Origin of the sequence: Cupriavidus sp. KK10 (assembly GCF_018223725.1) — a bacterium.
Taxonomy (GTDB): Bacteria; Pseudomonadota; Gammaproteobacteria; order Burkholderiales; family Burkholderiaceae; genus Cupriavidus; species Cupriavidus necator.
This window is the reverse complement of sequence record NZ_CP073677.1, coordinates 440,075-453,634: the sequence shown is the minus strand read 5'-3', so window position 1 is coordinate 453,634 and position 13,560 is coordinate 440,075. Positions and strand designations below refer to the sequence as shown.

Below are 13,560 nucleotides of genomic sequence, written 5' to 3'. Positions count from 1 at the left end.
CGGCAACGGCACGGGTGCGGCGTGCGGGCAACGGGCAACACCGGCAAAGCATGCCGCAACGAGCGCCCGGGTGCGCGCCAGGCGACGGCGCTCAGGGCAGCGCGACCTTGATCCCCAGACCGACGAAGATCGCCCCGGCGGCGCGGTCCAGCCAGCGGCCGGTGGCCGGGCGGCGGCGCAGCCAGGCGCCCAGCCAGCCGGCGCACAGCCCGAACAGCGAGAACACCACCGCCGTCTGCAGCATGAAGACCACGCCCAGCAGCAGGAACTGCAGCCCCGGGTGCGTGGCATCGGCGCGCACGAACTGCGGCAGGAACACCAGGAAGAACAGTGTCACCTTGGGATTCATGATGTTGCCGAGCACGCTCTGGCGGAACACGCGCCCCAGCGGCACCGCATCGACATCACCGCCCTGCGCCAGCCCGCCCTTTGCGCGCAGCGCCTGAATGCCGATCCAGATCAGGTAGGCCGCGCCCGCGTACTTGATCAGCTGGAACGCCAGCGGCGACGAGCGCAGCACCGCGGCCAGCCCCACCGCCGCAATCACGGTGTGGAACAGGCACCCGACCGAAAAGCCCAGTGCCGCCACCAGCCCCGCGCGCCGGCCCTGCGCCATGCCGCGCGCCAGCACCTGCAGGTTGTCGGGCCCCGGGGCCACAGTCACGGCAATCGAAGTCAACAGGAACAGCAGCAGGTCAGGCATGGGGTCTCCTTGCGTGGAAATCTTGCGGGCCGGTCAGCGTGGCTCAGTGACCTTCAAACTTGCACACGGTGAACAGCGGCAGCCCGCCGTCCTGCAGCAGCTTCGAGCCGCCCAGTTCGGGCAGGTCGACGATGGCGGCGCCCTCCACCACCGTCGCGCCCAGGCGCTCCAGCAGCTTGCGCCCGGCCATCATGGTGCCGCCGGTGGCGATCAGGTCGTCGACCAGCAGCACGCGGTCGCCGGCCTTGCAGGCGTCGGCATGGATCTCGACGGTGGCGCTGCCGTATTCCAGCTCGTACTCCTCGGCCACGGTCTGGAACGGCAGTTTGCCCTTCTTGCGGATCGGCACAAAGCCCAGGTTCAGCTCATACGCGACGATCGCGCCCAGGATAAAGCCGCGCGCGTCGATGCCCGCCACCAGGTCGAGCTGCGCATCCATGTAGCGGTGCACAAAGACATCGATCAGCACGCGCAGCGTCTTGGGATTCTGCAGCAGCGGGGTGATGTCGCGGAACATCACTCCCGGCATGGGCCAGTCCGGCACGGTGCGGATGCGCTCGCGCAGGTAGCCGGTGACGTCGCCGAGCTCGGGGGACTGGATGATGGAATCTGCCATAGGGGTCTGGAGACGGTAGGCGCGCAGCGTGGCGCGCACCAGTCAGAAAGGGGTCGCAGTGGGTCGCGGCAGGGGTGGCCGCCGGCGCGGTAACCAGTTACCACCCGCGCCACCGGGGCGGCCAGCACAATGGCCCTGCCGGCCCGGTTGGCTAGCCAAGGGGCCGGGCTGCCGCGTCCGGCACCCGCCGGACACCCGTAACCATACAGGAGACCGCGATGGCAAAAAAGATTCTGATGCTGGTGGGCGACTACGCCGAAGACTACGAAACCATGGTGCCGTTCCAGGCACTGCAGATGGTCGGCCACACCGTCCACGCCGCCTGCCCGGACAAGCAGGCGGGCGACGCCTGCGCCACCGCCATCCATGACTTCGAGGGCGACCAGACCTACACCGAGAAACGCGGCCACAACTTCACCCTCAACGCGACCTTTGCCGGGATCGACCCCGCCAGTTACGACGCACTGGTCATCCCCGGCGGCCGCGCCCCGGAATACCTGCGTCTGAACGCGCGCGTGCTGGAGATCGTGCGCCACTTCGCCCAGGCGGACAAGCCGATCGCCGCGGTCTGCCACGGCGCCCAGCTGCTGGCCGCGGCAGGCGTGCTGGAAGGCAAGACCTGCTCAGCCTACCCAGCCTGCGCGCCCGAGGTGAAGCTGGCCGGCGGCACCTATGCCGATATTCCCGTCGACCAGGCCCATACCGACGGCAACCTCGTCACCGCCCCGGCCTGGCCCGCGCATCCGGCCTGGCTGGCACAGTTCCTTGCCGTGCTGGGTACGCGGATCGTACATTAGAGCTTTCCGCACGCGGCGCCCCCACGCGTGAAGGCACGGCCCGCCCCCCTGCGGCGAGCCGTGCACATGCCCGCCGGCCGCGCCGCCCGCACGGGAGCATCCATGTGTGAAATCTTTATCCGCGCCAATCCGGCGTCGTACCAAAGCCAGTCGCGCTCGCTGCGCCTGCATGGCGTGGCCACCAGCATCCGGCTCGAGAGCCTGTTCTGGGAAGTGCTGGAAGAACTGGCGCGACGCGACGACATGACCGTCAACCAGCTGATCACGCGCCTGCACGATGAACTGACCGAACATCGCGGCAGCGAGGCGGTGGCGGGCAATTTCTCGTCCTTCCTGCGTGTGTGCTGCCTGCGCTACCTGATGCTGCAAGGCGAGGGCCGCATCCCGGCCGATACCAGCGTGCCGATCCGCTCGCTGGACGCACGCGCCGTGCTCGACAACCTGCCGGAATCCTGGGTCGAGGCGCGTCCGCACTGACGCATCCGGCGGCCCCGCTCAGCCGTTCAGGATGCGCGTCTCTGCCGCTTCCAGCGCCTCGGGCGGGCCGCGCAGCACTACGATGTCGCCCGGTTCCAGCACTGTCTCGGGCTCCGGGTCGAAGGCGCGGATGCCGCGCCGGCGCACCGCGGTCACTTCCACGCCGATGCGCTCCAGCCCCAGCACGCCAAGGCGCCGCCCCACCGCCGTGGATTGCGGCCCGAGCGACACGGAGTGCAGCCGCACCGAATCGCGCTCGACCATGTCCTCATCATCGTCGCGGCCGTGGAAATAGCCGCGCAGCAGGCTGTAGCGCGCGTCGCGCGCCTGCTGCACGCCGCGCACCACCCGGCGCATCGGCACGCCCAGCAGCACCAGCGCGTGCGAGGCCAGCATCAGGCTGCCCTCGATGATCTCGGGCACCACTTCGGTGGCGCCGGCCTTCTGCAGCGTGTCGAGCTCTGAATCGTCCACCGTGCGCACGATCACCGGCAGCGCCGGCGCCAGCTCCTGCACGTGGTGCAGCACCTTAAGCGCCGATGGAGTGTTGGCATAGGTGACGATCAGGGCGGCGGCGCGGTGGATGCCGGCGGCGATCAGCGCCTCGCGCCGGCCGGCGTCGCCGTAGACCACGGTATCGCCGGCCGCGGCGGCCTCGCGCACGCGGTCGGGGTCCAGGTCCAGCGCCACGTAGTTGATGCCCTCGCGCTCCAGCATGTGCGCCAGGTTCTGCCCGCTGCGGCCGAAGCCGCAGATGATGGCGTGTTTCTCGGTCTGCAGGCTCTGCGCGGCGATGCGGGTCATGTTCAGCGACTGCATCAGCCATTCGTTGGCGGTAAAGCGCAGCACGATGGCGTCGCTGTACTGGATCAGGAATGGCGCGGCCAGCATCGACAGCAGCATCGACGCCAGGATCACCTGGATCAGCACCGGGTCGACCAGGTTCAGGCCGTCGATCTGGTTCAGCAGCACGAAACCGAATTCGCCGGCCTGCGCGAGCCCCAGCCCGGTGCGGATGGCCACCCCCTGGCGCGAGCCGAAGACCCGCGCCAGCAGCGCGATCAGCACCAGCTTGAACAGCACCGGCACCACCAGCAGCGCCAGCACCAGCCATACGTGATCCAGCACTACGCGGATATTGAGCAGCATGCCGATGGTGACGAAGAACAGCCCCAGCAGCACGTCGCGGAACGGCTTGATGTCCTCTTCCACCTGGTGGCGGTAGGGCGTCTCGGAGATCAGCATGCCCGCCATGAAGGCGCCCAGCGCCATCGACAGGCCCAGCCGCTCGGTCAGCGCCGCCATGCCCAGCGTCACCAGCAGCAGGTTCAGCATGAACAGTTCCTGCGAACGGCGCGCCGCCACCACGTGGAACCAGCGGCTCATCAGGCGCTGGCCGAGGAAGAAGATGGCGCCCAGGGCCACCACGATCTTGACCGTGGCCAGGCCCAGCGCCACCATCAGGTCGCCCGGATCGCGCGACAGCGCCGGGATCACGATCAGCAGCGGCACCACCGCCAGATCCTGGAACAGCAGGATGCTGATGATATTGCGGCCGTGCTCGCTTTCCAGCTCCATGCGCTCGGACAGCATCTTGGAGACGATCGCGGTGGAAGACATCGCCAGCGCCCCGCCCAGCGCCACCGACGCCTGCCAGGACAGCGGGAACAGCCAGTTGAAAGCCCAGCTGGCCGGCACCACCGCCAGCATCGACAGCACCACCTGCGAGCCGCCCAGGCCGAACACCAGCCGCTTCATCGAGCGCAGCTTGGTCAGGTTGAACTCCAGCCCGATCGAGAACATCAGGAAGACCACGCCGAATTCGGCCAGGTACTTGGTCTGCGCGGTGTCGCTGGCCAGCCCCAGCGCATGCGGGCCGATCAGGATGCCAACGGCCAGGTAGCCCAGCATCGGCGGCAGCTGCAGCATGCGGAATGCGACCACGCCGAAGACGGCGGCGGCCAGCAGCACCAGGGTCAGTTCCAGCGGAGAATGCATCAGGCGGTCTGGGTGACCGGCCAGGCGCGCGTCCGACCCGGCACGGGCACCCTGCCGGCAAAATACGGCGAGCACGGCAAGCACGACGTGCGCCATGGGTCGGGCCAGGCGCCATCGCATTCGTTGGTATACTTCGTCGCCATGATAGCCAATTTCGATGCGGATCGAGCACTCAGACTCGCCCGCGACACTCTCCAGACCGAAGCCGATGCGGTTTCCGCACTTTCCGGACGCCTGAACGGCGACTTTGCCCGTGCCGTGCTGCTGATCCTGCAATGCACCGGGCGCGTGGTCGTCTCGGGCATTGGCAAGTCCGGCCATATCGGACGCAAGGTCGCGGCCACGCTGGCCTCTACCGGCACGCCGGCGTTCTTTGTGCACCCGGCCGAAGCCAGCCACGGCGACCTGGGCATGGTCACGCGCGACGACGTGCTGATCGCCTTCTCCAATTCTGGCGAGACCGGCGAGCTGCTGTCGATCATCCCGATCGTCAAGCGCATCGGCGCGCGGCTGATCTCGGTCACCGGCAACCCCGACTCCAACCTGGCCAAGCTGGCCGACGTCCACCTGGACGCGGCGGTCGAGAAAGAAGCCTGCCCGCTGAACCTGGCGCCGACGGCCAGCACCACCGCGGCGCTGGCGCTCGGCGATGCACTGGCAGTGGCGGTGCTGGACGCGCGCGGCTTTGGCGAGGAAGACTTCGCCCGCTCGCACCCCGGCGGCGCGCTCGGGCGCAAGCTTCTGACCCATGTGCGCGACGTGATGCGCACCGGCAACGCCGTGCCCGAGGTGCGTGAGAACACGCCGCTGGCCCAGGCGCTGATGGAAATCACCCGCAAGGGCATGGCCATGACCGCCGTGGTGGATCCGGACGGACACGCCATCGGCGTCTTCACCGACGGCGACCTGCGCCGCCTGCTGGAAACCCCGCGCGACTGGAAGACCGTGCCCATCGGCGAGGTCATGCACCGCAACCCGCACGTGGTCAACGAGAACCAGCTCGCCGTCGAGGCGGTGCAGGTGATGGAAGCCAACCGCATCAACCAGCTGCTGGTGGTGGACGACGACGGCCGCCTGACCGGCGCGCTGCATATCCACGACCTGACCCGCGCCAAGGTCATCTGAGCGGGCGCGGGCCCGGCACAACCGGCACAACGCCAAGGACACCATGCAGGCACTCCTCGCCTCCCTCAGCGGCATCGTCATGCGGCTGCTGCCGCTGCTGCTGATGGCCTTCGTGGCGGGCAGCACGTTCTGGCTGGTCCAGATCAACTCCCCCAAGGAAGACCTGGCCGCGCAAAGCACCAAGAAGCATGAGCCTGATTACTTCATGGACCGCTTCTCGGCCACCGAGCTGGCGCCGGACGGCAGCACCAAGATCCGCTTCACCGGCGAGCGCATGGTCCATTTCGAGGACGACCAGACCTACGAAGTGACCCGGCCCGCCATGCGCGCGTACGAGCCGGACCGCCCGCCGGTCACCGCCCGCGCCGATATGGGCCGCATGAACGCCGAGGGCTCGGTGATCGACCTGTACGGCAACGGCTTCGTCATGCGCCAGCAGGGCGTGGACGTGTCCAAGGACCCGCAGCTGACCGCCGCATCCAGTTATTTCCAGCTGCTGATCAATGACGACATCGTCAAGACCGACAAGCCAGTCAAGCTGACGCGCGGCCCGTCGGTGATGACCGCCAACGGCCTGATCTTCAACAACGTCACGCGCGAAGTACAATTGCTCGGCAATGTACGCGGCACCATCATCACCGGGCCGTCCCCAGGCCGCGCGCCGGGGTCCTGAGCCCCGGCCCGGGGGCCGCACCAACCCGCACCAACATACCCAGACGCCCTCAAGCAACCCCTGCCAACATGACTGCTTCCCTGACGACATCGTCCCGTCGACGCACCGCCCCGGCTCTGCTCGCCCTGGCCATGGCCTTCGGCCTGCTGGCCCAGCCCGCCCTGGCCGAGCGAGCGGACCGCGACAAGCCGATGGTGCTGGAGGCGGACAACGCCAGCTACGACGACGTCAAGCAGATCTATACGCTGACCGGCAACGTGGTGCTAACCAAGGGCACCATGATCCTGAAGTCCGACGCCGCCGAACTGCGCACCGACCCCGAGGGCTACCAGTTCGCGGTAGCCACCGCCAAGCCGGGCAAGCAGGCCTACATCCGCCAGAAGCGCGAAGGCGTCGACGAATACATCGACGGCTGGGGCGACCGCATCGAGTACGACGGCAAGCAGGAGTACTCCAAGCTGATCGGCAATGCCCGCATGGCGCGCCTGCAGGGCGCCAAGCAGGTCGATGAGATCCGCGGCGCGGTGCTGACCTATGACAGCCGCAAGGAGTTCTACACGGCCGCCGGCGGCGGCAGTGGCGACGCCGCGGCCGCCAATCCGTCCGGTCGCGTGCGCGCGGTGTTGTCGCCGCGCCAGGACCAGAAGGCCGGCGCCACGGGCAATGGCGGCTCGCCGCTGGACCTGAAGACGGCGCCCGCGCCTGCCAACAAACCCTGACGCCTGGCGCCGGCTTGCCTGCCCGCGCCAGAAACGCCTGAACGCCAGACCGTGCCAATGACCGATACCGCAACCATCGCCGACAAGCCTTCCGTCGAAGCCTCCACCGTCCTTCCCGGCGGCAGCACGCTGGTCGTGCGCCACCTGAAGAAGCGCTATGGCTCGCGCACGGTGGTCAAGGACGTCTCGCTCGACGTGAAGAGCGGCGAGGTGGTCGGCCTGCTCGGGCCTAACGGCGCGGGCAAGACCACCTCGTTCTACATGATCGTGGGCCTGGTGGCGCTGGACGAAGGCGATATCGTGCTCGACGGCGACCACATCAGCGGCCTGCCGATCCACGAGCGCGCGCGCATGGGGCTGTCGTACCTGCCGCAGGAAGCCTCGGTGTTCCGCAAGCTCAACGTCGAAGAGAACATCCGCGCGGTGCTGGAGCTTCAGGTGAGCAACGGCAAGCCGCTGCCCAAGACCGAGATCGAGCGCCGCCTGGATTCGCTGCTCGACGACCTGCAGATCGCGCACCTGCGCAACAACCCGGCGCTGTCGCTATCGGGCGGCGAGCGCCGCCGTGTCGAAATCGCGCGCGCGCTGGCGTCGTCGCCGCGCTTCATCCTGCTGGACGAACCCTTCGCCGGCGTGGACCCGATCGCCGTGGGCGAGATCCAACGCATCGTCAGTTTCCTCAAGGCACGCAATATCGGCGTGCTGATCACCGACCACAACGTGCGCGAGACGCTCGGCATCTGCGACCACGCCTACATCATCAGCGAAGGCACGGTGCTGGCCGCGGGCCAGCCCGAGGAAATCATCGCCAATGACGCAGTGCGGCGCGTCTACCTGGGCGAGAACTTCCGCATGTGACTTAACGGCCTGCCCGCGAGCGGCAGGCCTCTTCGCGGGCGCGCGTGGGCCCTCCCACAGCCAGCGGCGATCGGACCGCATAAGCGATAGCAATTTCCGTTCCAACAACGGAAAGATGCGCATAGAATAGCTCGCATGAAACCGTCGCTACAGCTCCGTCTTTCCCAGCATCTGGCCCTGACCCCGCAACTGCAGCAGTCGATCCGGCTGCTGCAGCTCTCCACGCTGGAACTGCAGCAAGAGGTCGAACAGGCGCTGACGGAAAACCCGCTGCTCGAGCGCGAGAACGACTGGATCGAAAGCCCGCTGCGCGTGGCGGCCGACGGCTCGGTCAACCTGCAGAGCGCACCGGCGCCCGCCCCGGCTGAGCCCCAGGGCAATGGCGAGGCTCGCGCCGACGGCGCGGGTGACGACGACAGCTATGGCGACAGCGGCAACGGCGACGACTACGGCAGCGGCGACTGGAGCCTGGACGACTTTGCCCGCCGCCCCCAGGGCGACGAGGATGAAAAAACGCCGATGCAGCTGCGCGAGGCCGAGCCCACGCTGCGCGAGTACCTGATGGAGCAGCTCACGCCGCTGAAGATCTCGGCGCGCGACAAAGGCCTGGCCATCTTCCTGATCGAATCGCTCGACGACGATGGCTACCTGAGCGCATCGCTTGAGGAGATCTGCACGGAGTTGCCGGAAGAACTCGAGTTCGAGATCGACGAAGTCCACGCCATCCTCACGCTGCTGCAGAGTTTCGACCCGCCCGGCGTGGGTGCGCGCAACGCCGCCGAGTGCCTGGCCCTGCAGTTGCGACGCCTGACGCACCCGCAACGCGAACTGGCGCTGAACATCGTTAGCAATCACCTGGAGTTGCTCGCAGTACGCGACTACACGCGGCTGAAGAAGGCGCTGCAGGTAGATGAAGTGGCACTGAAGTCCGCACACGAACTGATCCGCTCGCTGGCGCCCTACCCCGGCCATGCGTACAGCCGCCCGGAAGCGGACTTTGTGGTGCCGGACGTGTTCGTGCGCAAGGGTGGCGGCGGCTGGATCGCGCAGCTCAATCCGGATGTGATGCCGAGGCTGCGCATCAACGATATGTATGCCCAAATCCTGCGTGGCGCGAAGGGTGAGTCCGGCACGGCCGGACTGCAGCAAAAGCTGCAAGAGGCGCGCTGGCTGATCAAGAACATCCAGCAAAGGTTCGACACAATCCTGCGTGTCTCGCAGGCCATTGTCGAGCGTCAAAAGAACTTTTTCAGTCACGGCGAAATCGCCATGCGCCCCTTGGTTTTGCGGGAGATTGCCGATACACTGGGTTTACACGAGTCAACCATCTCCCGGGTGACGACCAATAAATTCATGGCAACGCCGATGGGTACTTTCGAACTGAAGTACTTCTTCGGCAGCCACGTGTCCACCGAAACCGGTGGCGCGGCTTCATCAACGGCCATCCGCGCCTTGATCAAGCAACTGATAGGAGCCGAAGACCCGAGGAATCCCCTTTCCGACAGTCGCATTGCCGAACTGCTGGGTGAGCAAGGCTTTGTTGTTGCGCGCCGCACTGTTGCCAAGTATCGCGAAGCCCTGAAGATCCCCGCAGTCAATCTCCGCAAGTCTTTGTAGCCGAGCCCACCGCCTGCCTGGTGAGGCTCTTTCAGAAGGAGAAGCGCTATGAACTTCAAGATCAGTGGACACCACCTGGACATCACGCCCCCTCTGCGTGAGTACGTGGAAACGAAGCTGGAGCGAATCGTCAGGCATTTCGATCAGGTCATTGGCGTTAGCGTGCTGCTCTCTGTCGACAACCACAAGGAAAAGGACCGGCGTCAGTACGCGGAAATTAATCTACATCTCAAGGGCAAGGACATCTTTGTCGAGGCGCATCACGAAGACCTATATGCAGCGATCGACGCACTCGTCGACAAGCTGGACCGTCAGGTGATCCGCTACAAGGATCGCGTGCAAGGCCACGACCGCGAAGCGGTCAAGTACCAGATGGCCGCAGCGCAAATGCAGCAATGACCGTGCCCGGCAGCCCCGCAGCGGGCTGCTGAATCAGGATTGAACAGGCAAGCCGCGCCACGAAGCGCGGCTTTTTTGCGCCCTTGCGTTCCGGGTTGCCGCCGGCATGCCGCGCCCGCACTGGCGGTGCGGCCCGGCTGTGGCGCCGGAGCCAACGCTTTTCACCCGAATGGGCAAGAGTGTTCGCAAGCGCAGCGCCAAGGTGTATGCTGCGCCATACAAAGAGAGGGAATCCTGGCCGCGCCCCGCATCGGTGCGCCGGCTCCCGGCCCGGAGGCACGATTGCATCACCATGTATCGTTCTGCACCGGCTTGCCCCGCTGCGCTGCACAATACGGGGGTAGTCGCTGCTCTATAATGGGCCGGACGCCTCCGGCCAGGCCAACGGCAGCCCGGAGCCAGCCCACTGCCCCGCGGAACGATCTGCCCGCTAACTGAAATCCTGCGCATCGCCCATGAATCGTTTGGCCAAATTGCTGCCACCCGGCAACATCACCCTGGACGTCAGCGTCACCAGCAAGAAGCGTGTGTTCGAGCAGGCCGGGCTCCTCTTCGAGAACAACCATGGTGTGGCGCGCGCCATCGTGACGGACAACCTGTTCGCGCGCGAGTCGCTGGGATCCACCGGCCTGGGCGCCGGCGTGGCGATCCCGCACGGCCGCATCAAGGGCCTGAAGCAGCCGCTGGCCGCCTTCATGCGCCTGGCCGAGCCGATTCCGTTCGAATCGCCGGATGGCAAGCCGGTATCGCTGCTGATCTTCCTGCTGGTGCCCGAACAGGCTACGCAGCAGCACCTGGAAATCCTGTCAGAAATCGCGCAACTGCTTTCCGACCGCGACATGCGCGAAGGACTGGCCACGCTGCCGACGCCCGATGCCGTCCATCAGTTGCTGATCGCATGGCATCCCTGATCCCCTGATCCCCCAGGCGGGCCGGCACCAGACCGGGCAGGCGCCAGGCGCTTCGCAAACCGCCCCACCAGTCATACCGCATGGAACTCACCGGCGTCACCTCCCAGTCCATCTTCGACGACAACGCAGCCGACATCAAACTCTCGTGGGTGGCCGGCCTGGAAGGCGCGGACCGCGCCTTCGACGTGGAGTTCGCCCGCGAAGCCACCTCCGCCGCCGACCTGGTGGGCCACCTGAACCTGATCCACCCCAACCGCATCCAGGTGCTCGGCAAGCCCGAAATCACTTATTACCAGCGGCTGGACGATGAGACCCGCAAGCGCCAAATGGGCGAGCTGATCCTGTTGGAGCCGCCCTTCCTGGTGATCGCCGACGGCATGGAGCCGCCGCCCGACCTGGAACTGCGCTGCACGCGCTCGTCCACGCCGCTGTTCACCACGCCGGTGTCGTCGGCCGCGGTGATCGACCACTTGCGCCTGTACCTGTCGCGCATCTCCGCGCCGCGCGTGACCATGCACGGGGTCTTCCTCGACATCCTGGGCATGGGCGTGCTGATCATGGGCGAATCGGGCCTGGGCAAGAGCGAACTGGGCCTGGAACTGATCTCGCGCGGCCACGGGCTGGTGGCCGACGATGCCGTGGACTTCGTGCGCCTGGGGCCGGATTTTATCGAAGGCCGCTGCCCGCCGCTGCTGCAGAACCTGCTTGAAGTGCGCGGCCTGGGCCTGCTCGACATCAAGACCATCTTCGGTGAGACCGCGGTGCGGCGGAAGATGAAGATCAAACTGGTGGTGCAGTTGGTGCGCCGCAACGACGGCGAGTTCGAGCGGCTGCCGCTCGATTCGCAATACCTGGACGTGCTGGGCCTGCCGATCCACATGGTCAAGATCCAGGTGGCGGCCGGGCGCAACCTGGCCGTGCTGGTCGAGGCCGCGGTGCGCAACACCATCCTGCGCCTGCGCGGCATCGATACGCTGCGCGACTTCATGGACCGGCAGCGCGCCGCGATGCAGGCCGATGCGGTTTCGCGCGGCCAGGGCCGCCTGCTCTGAGCCCCAGCGTTTTCATTTGCTTACAACGGCGTTGACGCAGAACGTCAACGTTCTTCAGGCATGCTCCGTTTTGTGCTGTAATGGGCATCGCGCCCGTTACGGAAGCTGCAACGCCGGCAATGGCGCGCGGCCATGAAGTTTTCCACACCCAGGAGAGCAAGCATGAAGAAACTGATCGCGATGTGCGCGCTGGTCACCCCGATGATCGCCGCCAGCGCTTTTGCACAGACCACGGCCACGCCGGCAACCCCCGCCACGCCAGCCAAGCCAGCGGCCACCGCACCGGCAACGCCGGCCATGCCTGCCACGCCCGCCACCCCGGCTACCCCGGACAAGCCCGCAGCCAACGCCCAGCAGGACAAGATGAAGGCCTGCAATACGCAAGCCGCCGGCAAGAAGGGCGACGAACGCAAGGCGTTCATGAAGGAATGCCTGTCCAAGGGCGCGTCCAAGACCCAGCAGGAGAAAATGGCTTCCTGCAGCAAGTCGGGCAAGGGCAAGAAGGGCGACGAATACAAGGCCTACATGAAGGAATGCCTGTCCAAGGCAGCCTGAGCCGCAGCCAGCGCTGCAAACTGACGGCAAAAGCATGGCGAACCGCGAGGTTCGCCATGCTTGCTTTGTGCGTGGTGTCATGACGCCTTCATCACGTGATGCTATGCTTCAGTTGCTATGCGCATCATCCTCATCACCGGCATATCCGGTTCCGGCAAGTCCGTCGCACTGAACGTGCTCGAAGACGCAGGCTACTACTGCGTGGACAACCTGCCGGCTCAGTTCATCCCGGAACTGACCCGCTACCTCGACAGCCAGGGCTATACGCACCTGGGCGTCGCCACTGACATCCGCAGCCGCGAGTCGCTCGACCAGCTGCCCGACACCGTGCGCGCGCTGGCCGCGGAGCACCAGGTCGAGGTGGTGTTCCTGACCGCCAGCACCGACGCACTGGTGCAGCGCTATTCCGAGACGCGCCGCCGCCACCCGCTGTCGGTGCGTACCGACGGCATGCCGGGCCCTGGCGTTGAACCGGCCTTCAACGACACCGCGCTGATGGAAGCGATCGAGATGGAGCGCGCGCTGCTGAGCCCGCTGGCCGAGGCCGCGCACCGCATCGACACCAGCAATGTGCGCACCAATACGCTGCGCAGCTGGATCAAGGAGCTGATCCGCGACGACAGCCAGCGGCTGACGCTGCTGTTCGAGTCGTTCGGCTTCAAGCATGGCGTGCCCAGCGATGCGGACATGGTGTTCGACGTGCGCTCGCTGCCCAACCCCTATTACGACCTGGCCTTGCGCCCGCTGACGGGGCGTGACACGCCGGTGATCGACTTCCTGCAGGCCCAGCCAATGGTGCTGGCAATGGCCGAGGATATCCGCGCCTATGTGGAAAAGTGGCTGCCAAGCTTCATTGCCGACAACCGCAGCTACCTGACCGTGGCGATCGGCTGCACCGGCGGGCAGCATCGCTCGGTCTATATTACGGAAAGGCTTGCCAACTACTTCCGGGCGCATGGTAATGTGCTGGTGAGACACCGAGAGCTCGCACCGGCGGGCTGACGCAGGCGGGACTGCCCACTGGGATCACTGGCATCTGCGCACCGCGTTGGCCGGCTGG

The 13,560-nt window shown here is 66.4% G+C and carries 15 protein-coding genes; 12 read left to right on the top strand and 3 right to left on the bottom strand.

The window, feature by feature from the left end:
* Positions 1-91: 91 nt before the first annotated feature.
* A complete protein-coding gene (locus KB879_RS02350; RefSeq protein ID WP_013955480.1) occupies positions 92-703 on the bottom strand; it encodes a LysE family translocator in 612 nt (203 codons plus the stop codon).
* Positions 704-746: 43 nt separating this feature from the next.
* Positions 747-1,319: an adenine phosphoribosyltransferase gene (locus tag KB879_RS02345; RefSeq protein ID WP_013955479.1), complete on the bottom strand. Its 573-nt coding sequence runs from the start codon at positions 1,317-1,319 to the stop codon at positions 747-749.
* A gap of 218 nt (positions 1,320-1,537) precedes the next feature.
* Here KB879_RS02345 and KB879_RS02340 point away from each other — a divergent pair, with 218 nt between their 5' ends.
* Together KB879_RS02340 and KB879_RS02335 are read left to right on the top strand one after the other, a co-directional pair.
* Positions 1,538-2,116, top strand: coding sequence for a DJ-1/PfpI family protein (locus KB879_RS02340; protein WP_013955478.1), 579 nt, complete (start codon positions 1,538-1,540; stop codon positions 2,114-2,116).
* Positions 2,117-2,218: 102 nt separating this feature from the next.
* Positions 2,219-2,593: a ribbon-helix-helix domain-containing protein gene (locus KB879_RS02335; RefSeq protein ID WP_035822648.1), complete on the top strand. Its 375-nt coding sequence runs from the start codon at positions 2,219-2,221 to the stop codon at positions 2,591-2,593.
* Positions 2,594-2,611: 18 nt separating this feature from the next.
* Here the strand turns inward: KB879_RS02335 and KB879_RS02330 are convergent, their stop codons facing one another.
* Complete coding sequence (locus tag KB879_RS02330) at positions 2,612-4,591, bottom strand: monovalent cation:proton antiporter-2 (CPA2) family protein (RefSeq protein ID WP_013955477.1); 1,980 nt, start codon at positions 4,589-4,591, stop codon at positions 2,612-2,614.
* 141 nt (positions 4,592-4,732) lie between these two features.
* Here KB879_RS02330 and KB879_RS02325 point away from each other — a divergent pair, with 141 nt between their 5' ends.
* The 10 genes from KB879_RS02325 to rapZ all read left to right on the top strand — a co-directional run bounded on the left by KB879_RS02325 (position 4,733) and on the right by rapZ (position 13,502).
* The gene (locus KB879_RS02325) at positions 4,733-5,716 is read left to right on the top strand and encodes an SIS domain-containing protein (RefSeq protein WP_035822810.1); all 984 of its coding nucleotides are present in this window, start codon (positions 4,733-4,735) and stop codon (positions 5,714-5,716) included.
* A 43-nt stretch (positions 5,717-5,759) separates the two neighbouring features.
* Positions 5,760-6,389, top strand: coding sequence for an LPS export ABC transporter periplasmic protein LptC (lptC, locus tag KB879_RS02320; RefSeq protein WP_013955475.1), 630 nt, complete (start codon positions 5,760-5,762; stop codon positions 6,387-6,389).
* A gap of 68 nt (positions 6,390-6,457) precedes the next feature.
* Positions 6,458-7,108, top strand: a complete 651-nt coding sequence (gene lptA, locus KB879_RS02315; RefSeq protein ID WP_013955474.1) for a lipopolysaccharide transport periplasmic protein LptA — start codon at positions 6,458-6,460, stop codon at positions 7,106-7,108.
* A gap of 57 nt (positions 7,109-7,165) precedes the next feature.
* The gene (lptB, locus tag KB879_RS02310) at positions 7,166-7,966 is read left to right on the top strand and encodes an LPS export ABC transporter ATP-binding protein (RefSeq protein WP_013955473.1); all 801 of its coding nucleotides are present in this window, start codon (positions 7,166-7,168) and stop codon (positions 7,964-7,966) included.
* Positions 7,967-8,101: 135 nt separating this feature from the next.
* Positions 8,102-9,583, top strand: a complete 1,482-nt coding sequence (locus KB879_RS02305; protein ID WP_153953205.1) for an RNA polymerase factor sigma-54 — start codon at positions 8,102-8,104, stop codon at positions 9,581-9,583.
* 48 nt (positions 9,584-9,631) lie between these two features.
* The gene (gene hpf, locus KB879_RS02300; RefSeq protein WP_010814386.1) at positions 9,632-9,982 is read left to right on the top strand and encodes a ribosome hibernation-promoting factor, HPF/YfiA family; all 351 of its coding nucleotides are present in this window, start codon (positions 9,632-9,634) and stop codon (positions 9,980-9,982) included.
* Positions 9,983-10,437: 455 nt separating this feature from the next.
* Positions 10,438-10,893, top strand: a complete 456-nt coding sequence (gene ptsN, locus KB879_RS02295) for a PTS IIA-like nitrogen regulatory protein PtsN (RefSeq protein ID WP_010814385.1) — start codon at positions 10,438-10,440, stop codon at positions 10,891-10,893.
* 80 nt (positions 10,894-10,973) lie between these two features.
* Positions 10,974-11,945: an HPr(Ser) kinase/phosphatase gene (hprK, locus tag KB879_RS02290; protein WP_010814384.1), complete on the top strand. Its 972-nt coding sequence runs from the start codon at positions 10,974-10,976 to the stop codon at positions 11,943-11,945.
* A 162-nt stretch (positions 11,946-12,107) separates the two neighbouring features.
* Positions 12,108-12,500, top strand: coding sequence for a PsiF family protein (locus KB879_RS02285; RefSeq protein ID WP_010814383.1), 393 nt, complete (start codon positions 12,108-12,110; stop codon positions 12,498-12,500).
* A gap of 117 nt (positions 12,501-12,617) precedes the next feature.
* Positions 12,618-13,502 carry an RNase adapter RapZ gene (rapZ, locus tag KB879_RS02280; RefSeq protein ID WP_013955471.1) on the top strand — a complete coding sequence of 295 codons (885 nt, stop codon included), beginning with the start codon at positions 12,618-12,620 and terminating at the stop codon, positions 13,500-13,502.
* The last annotated feature ends 58 nt before the right edge of the window (positions 13,503-13,560 follow it).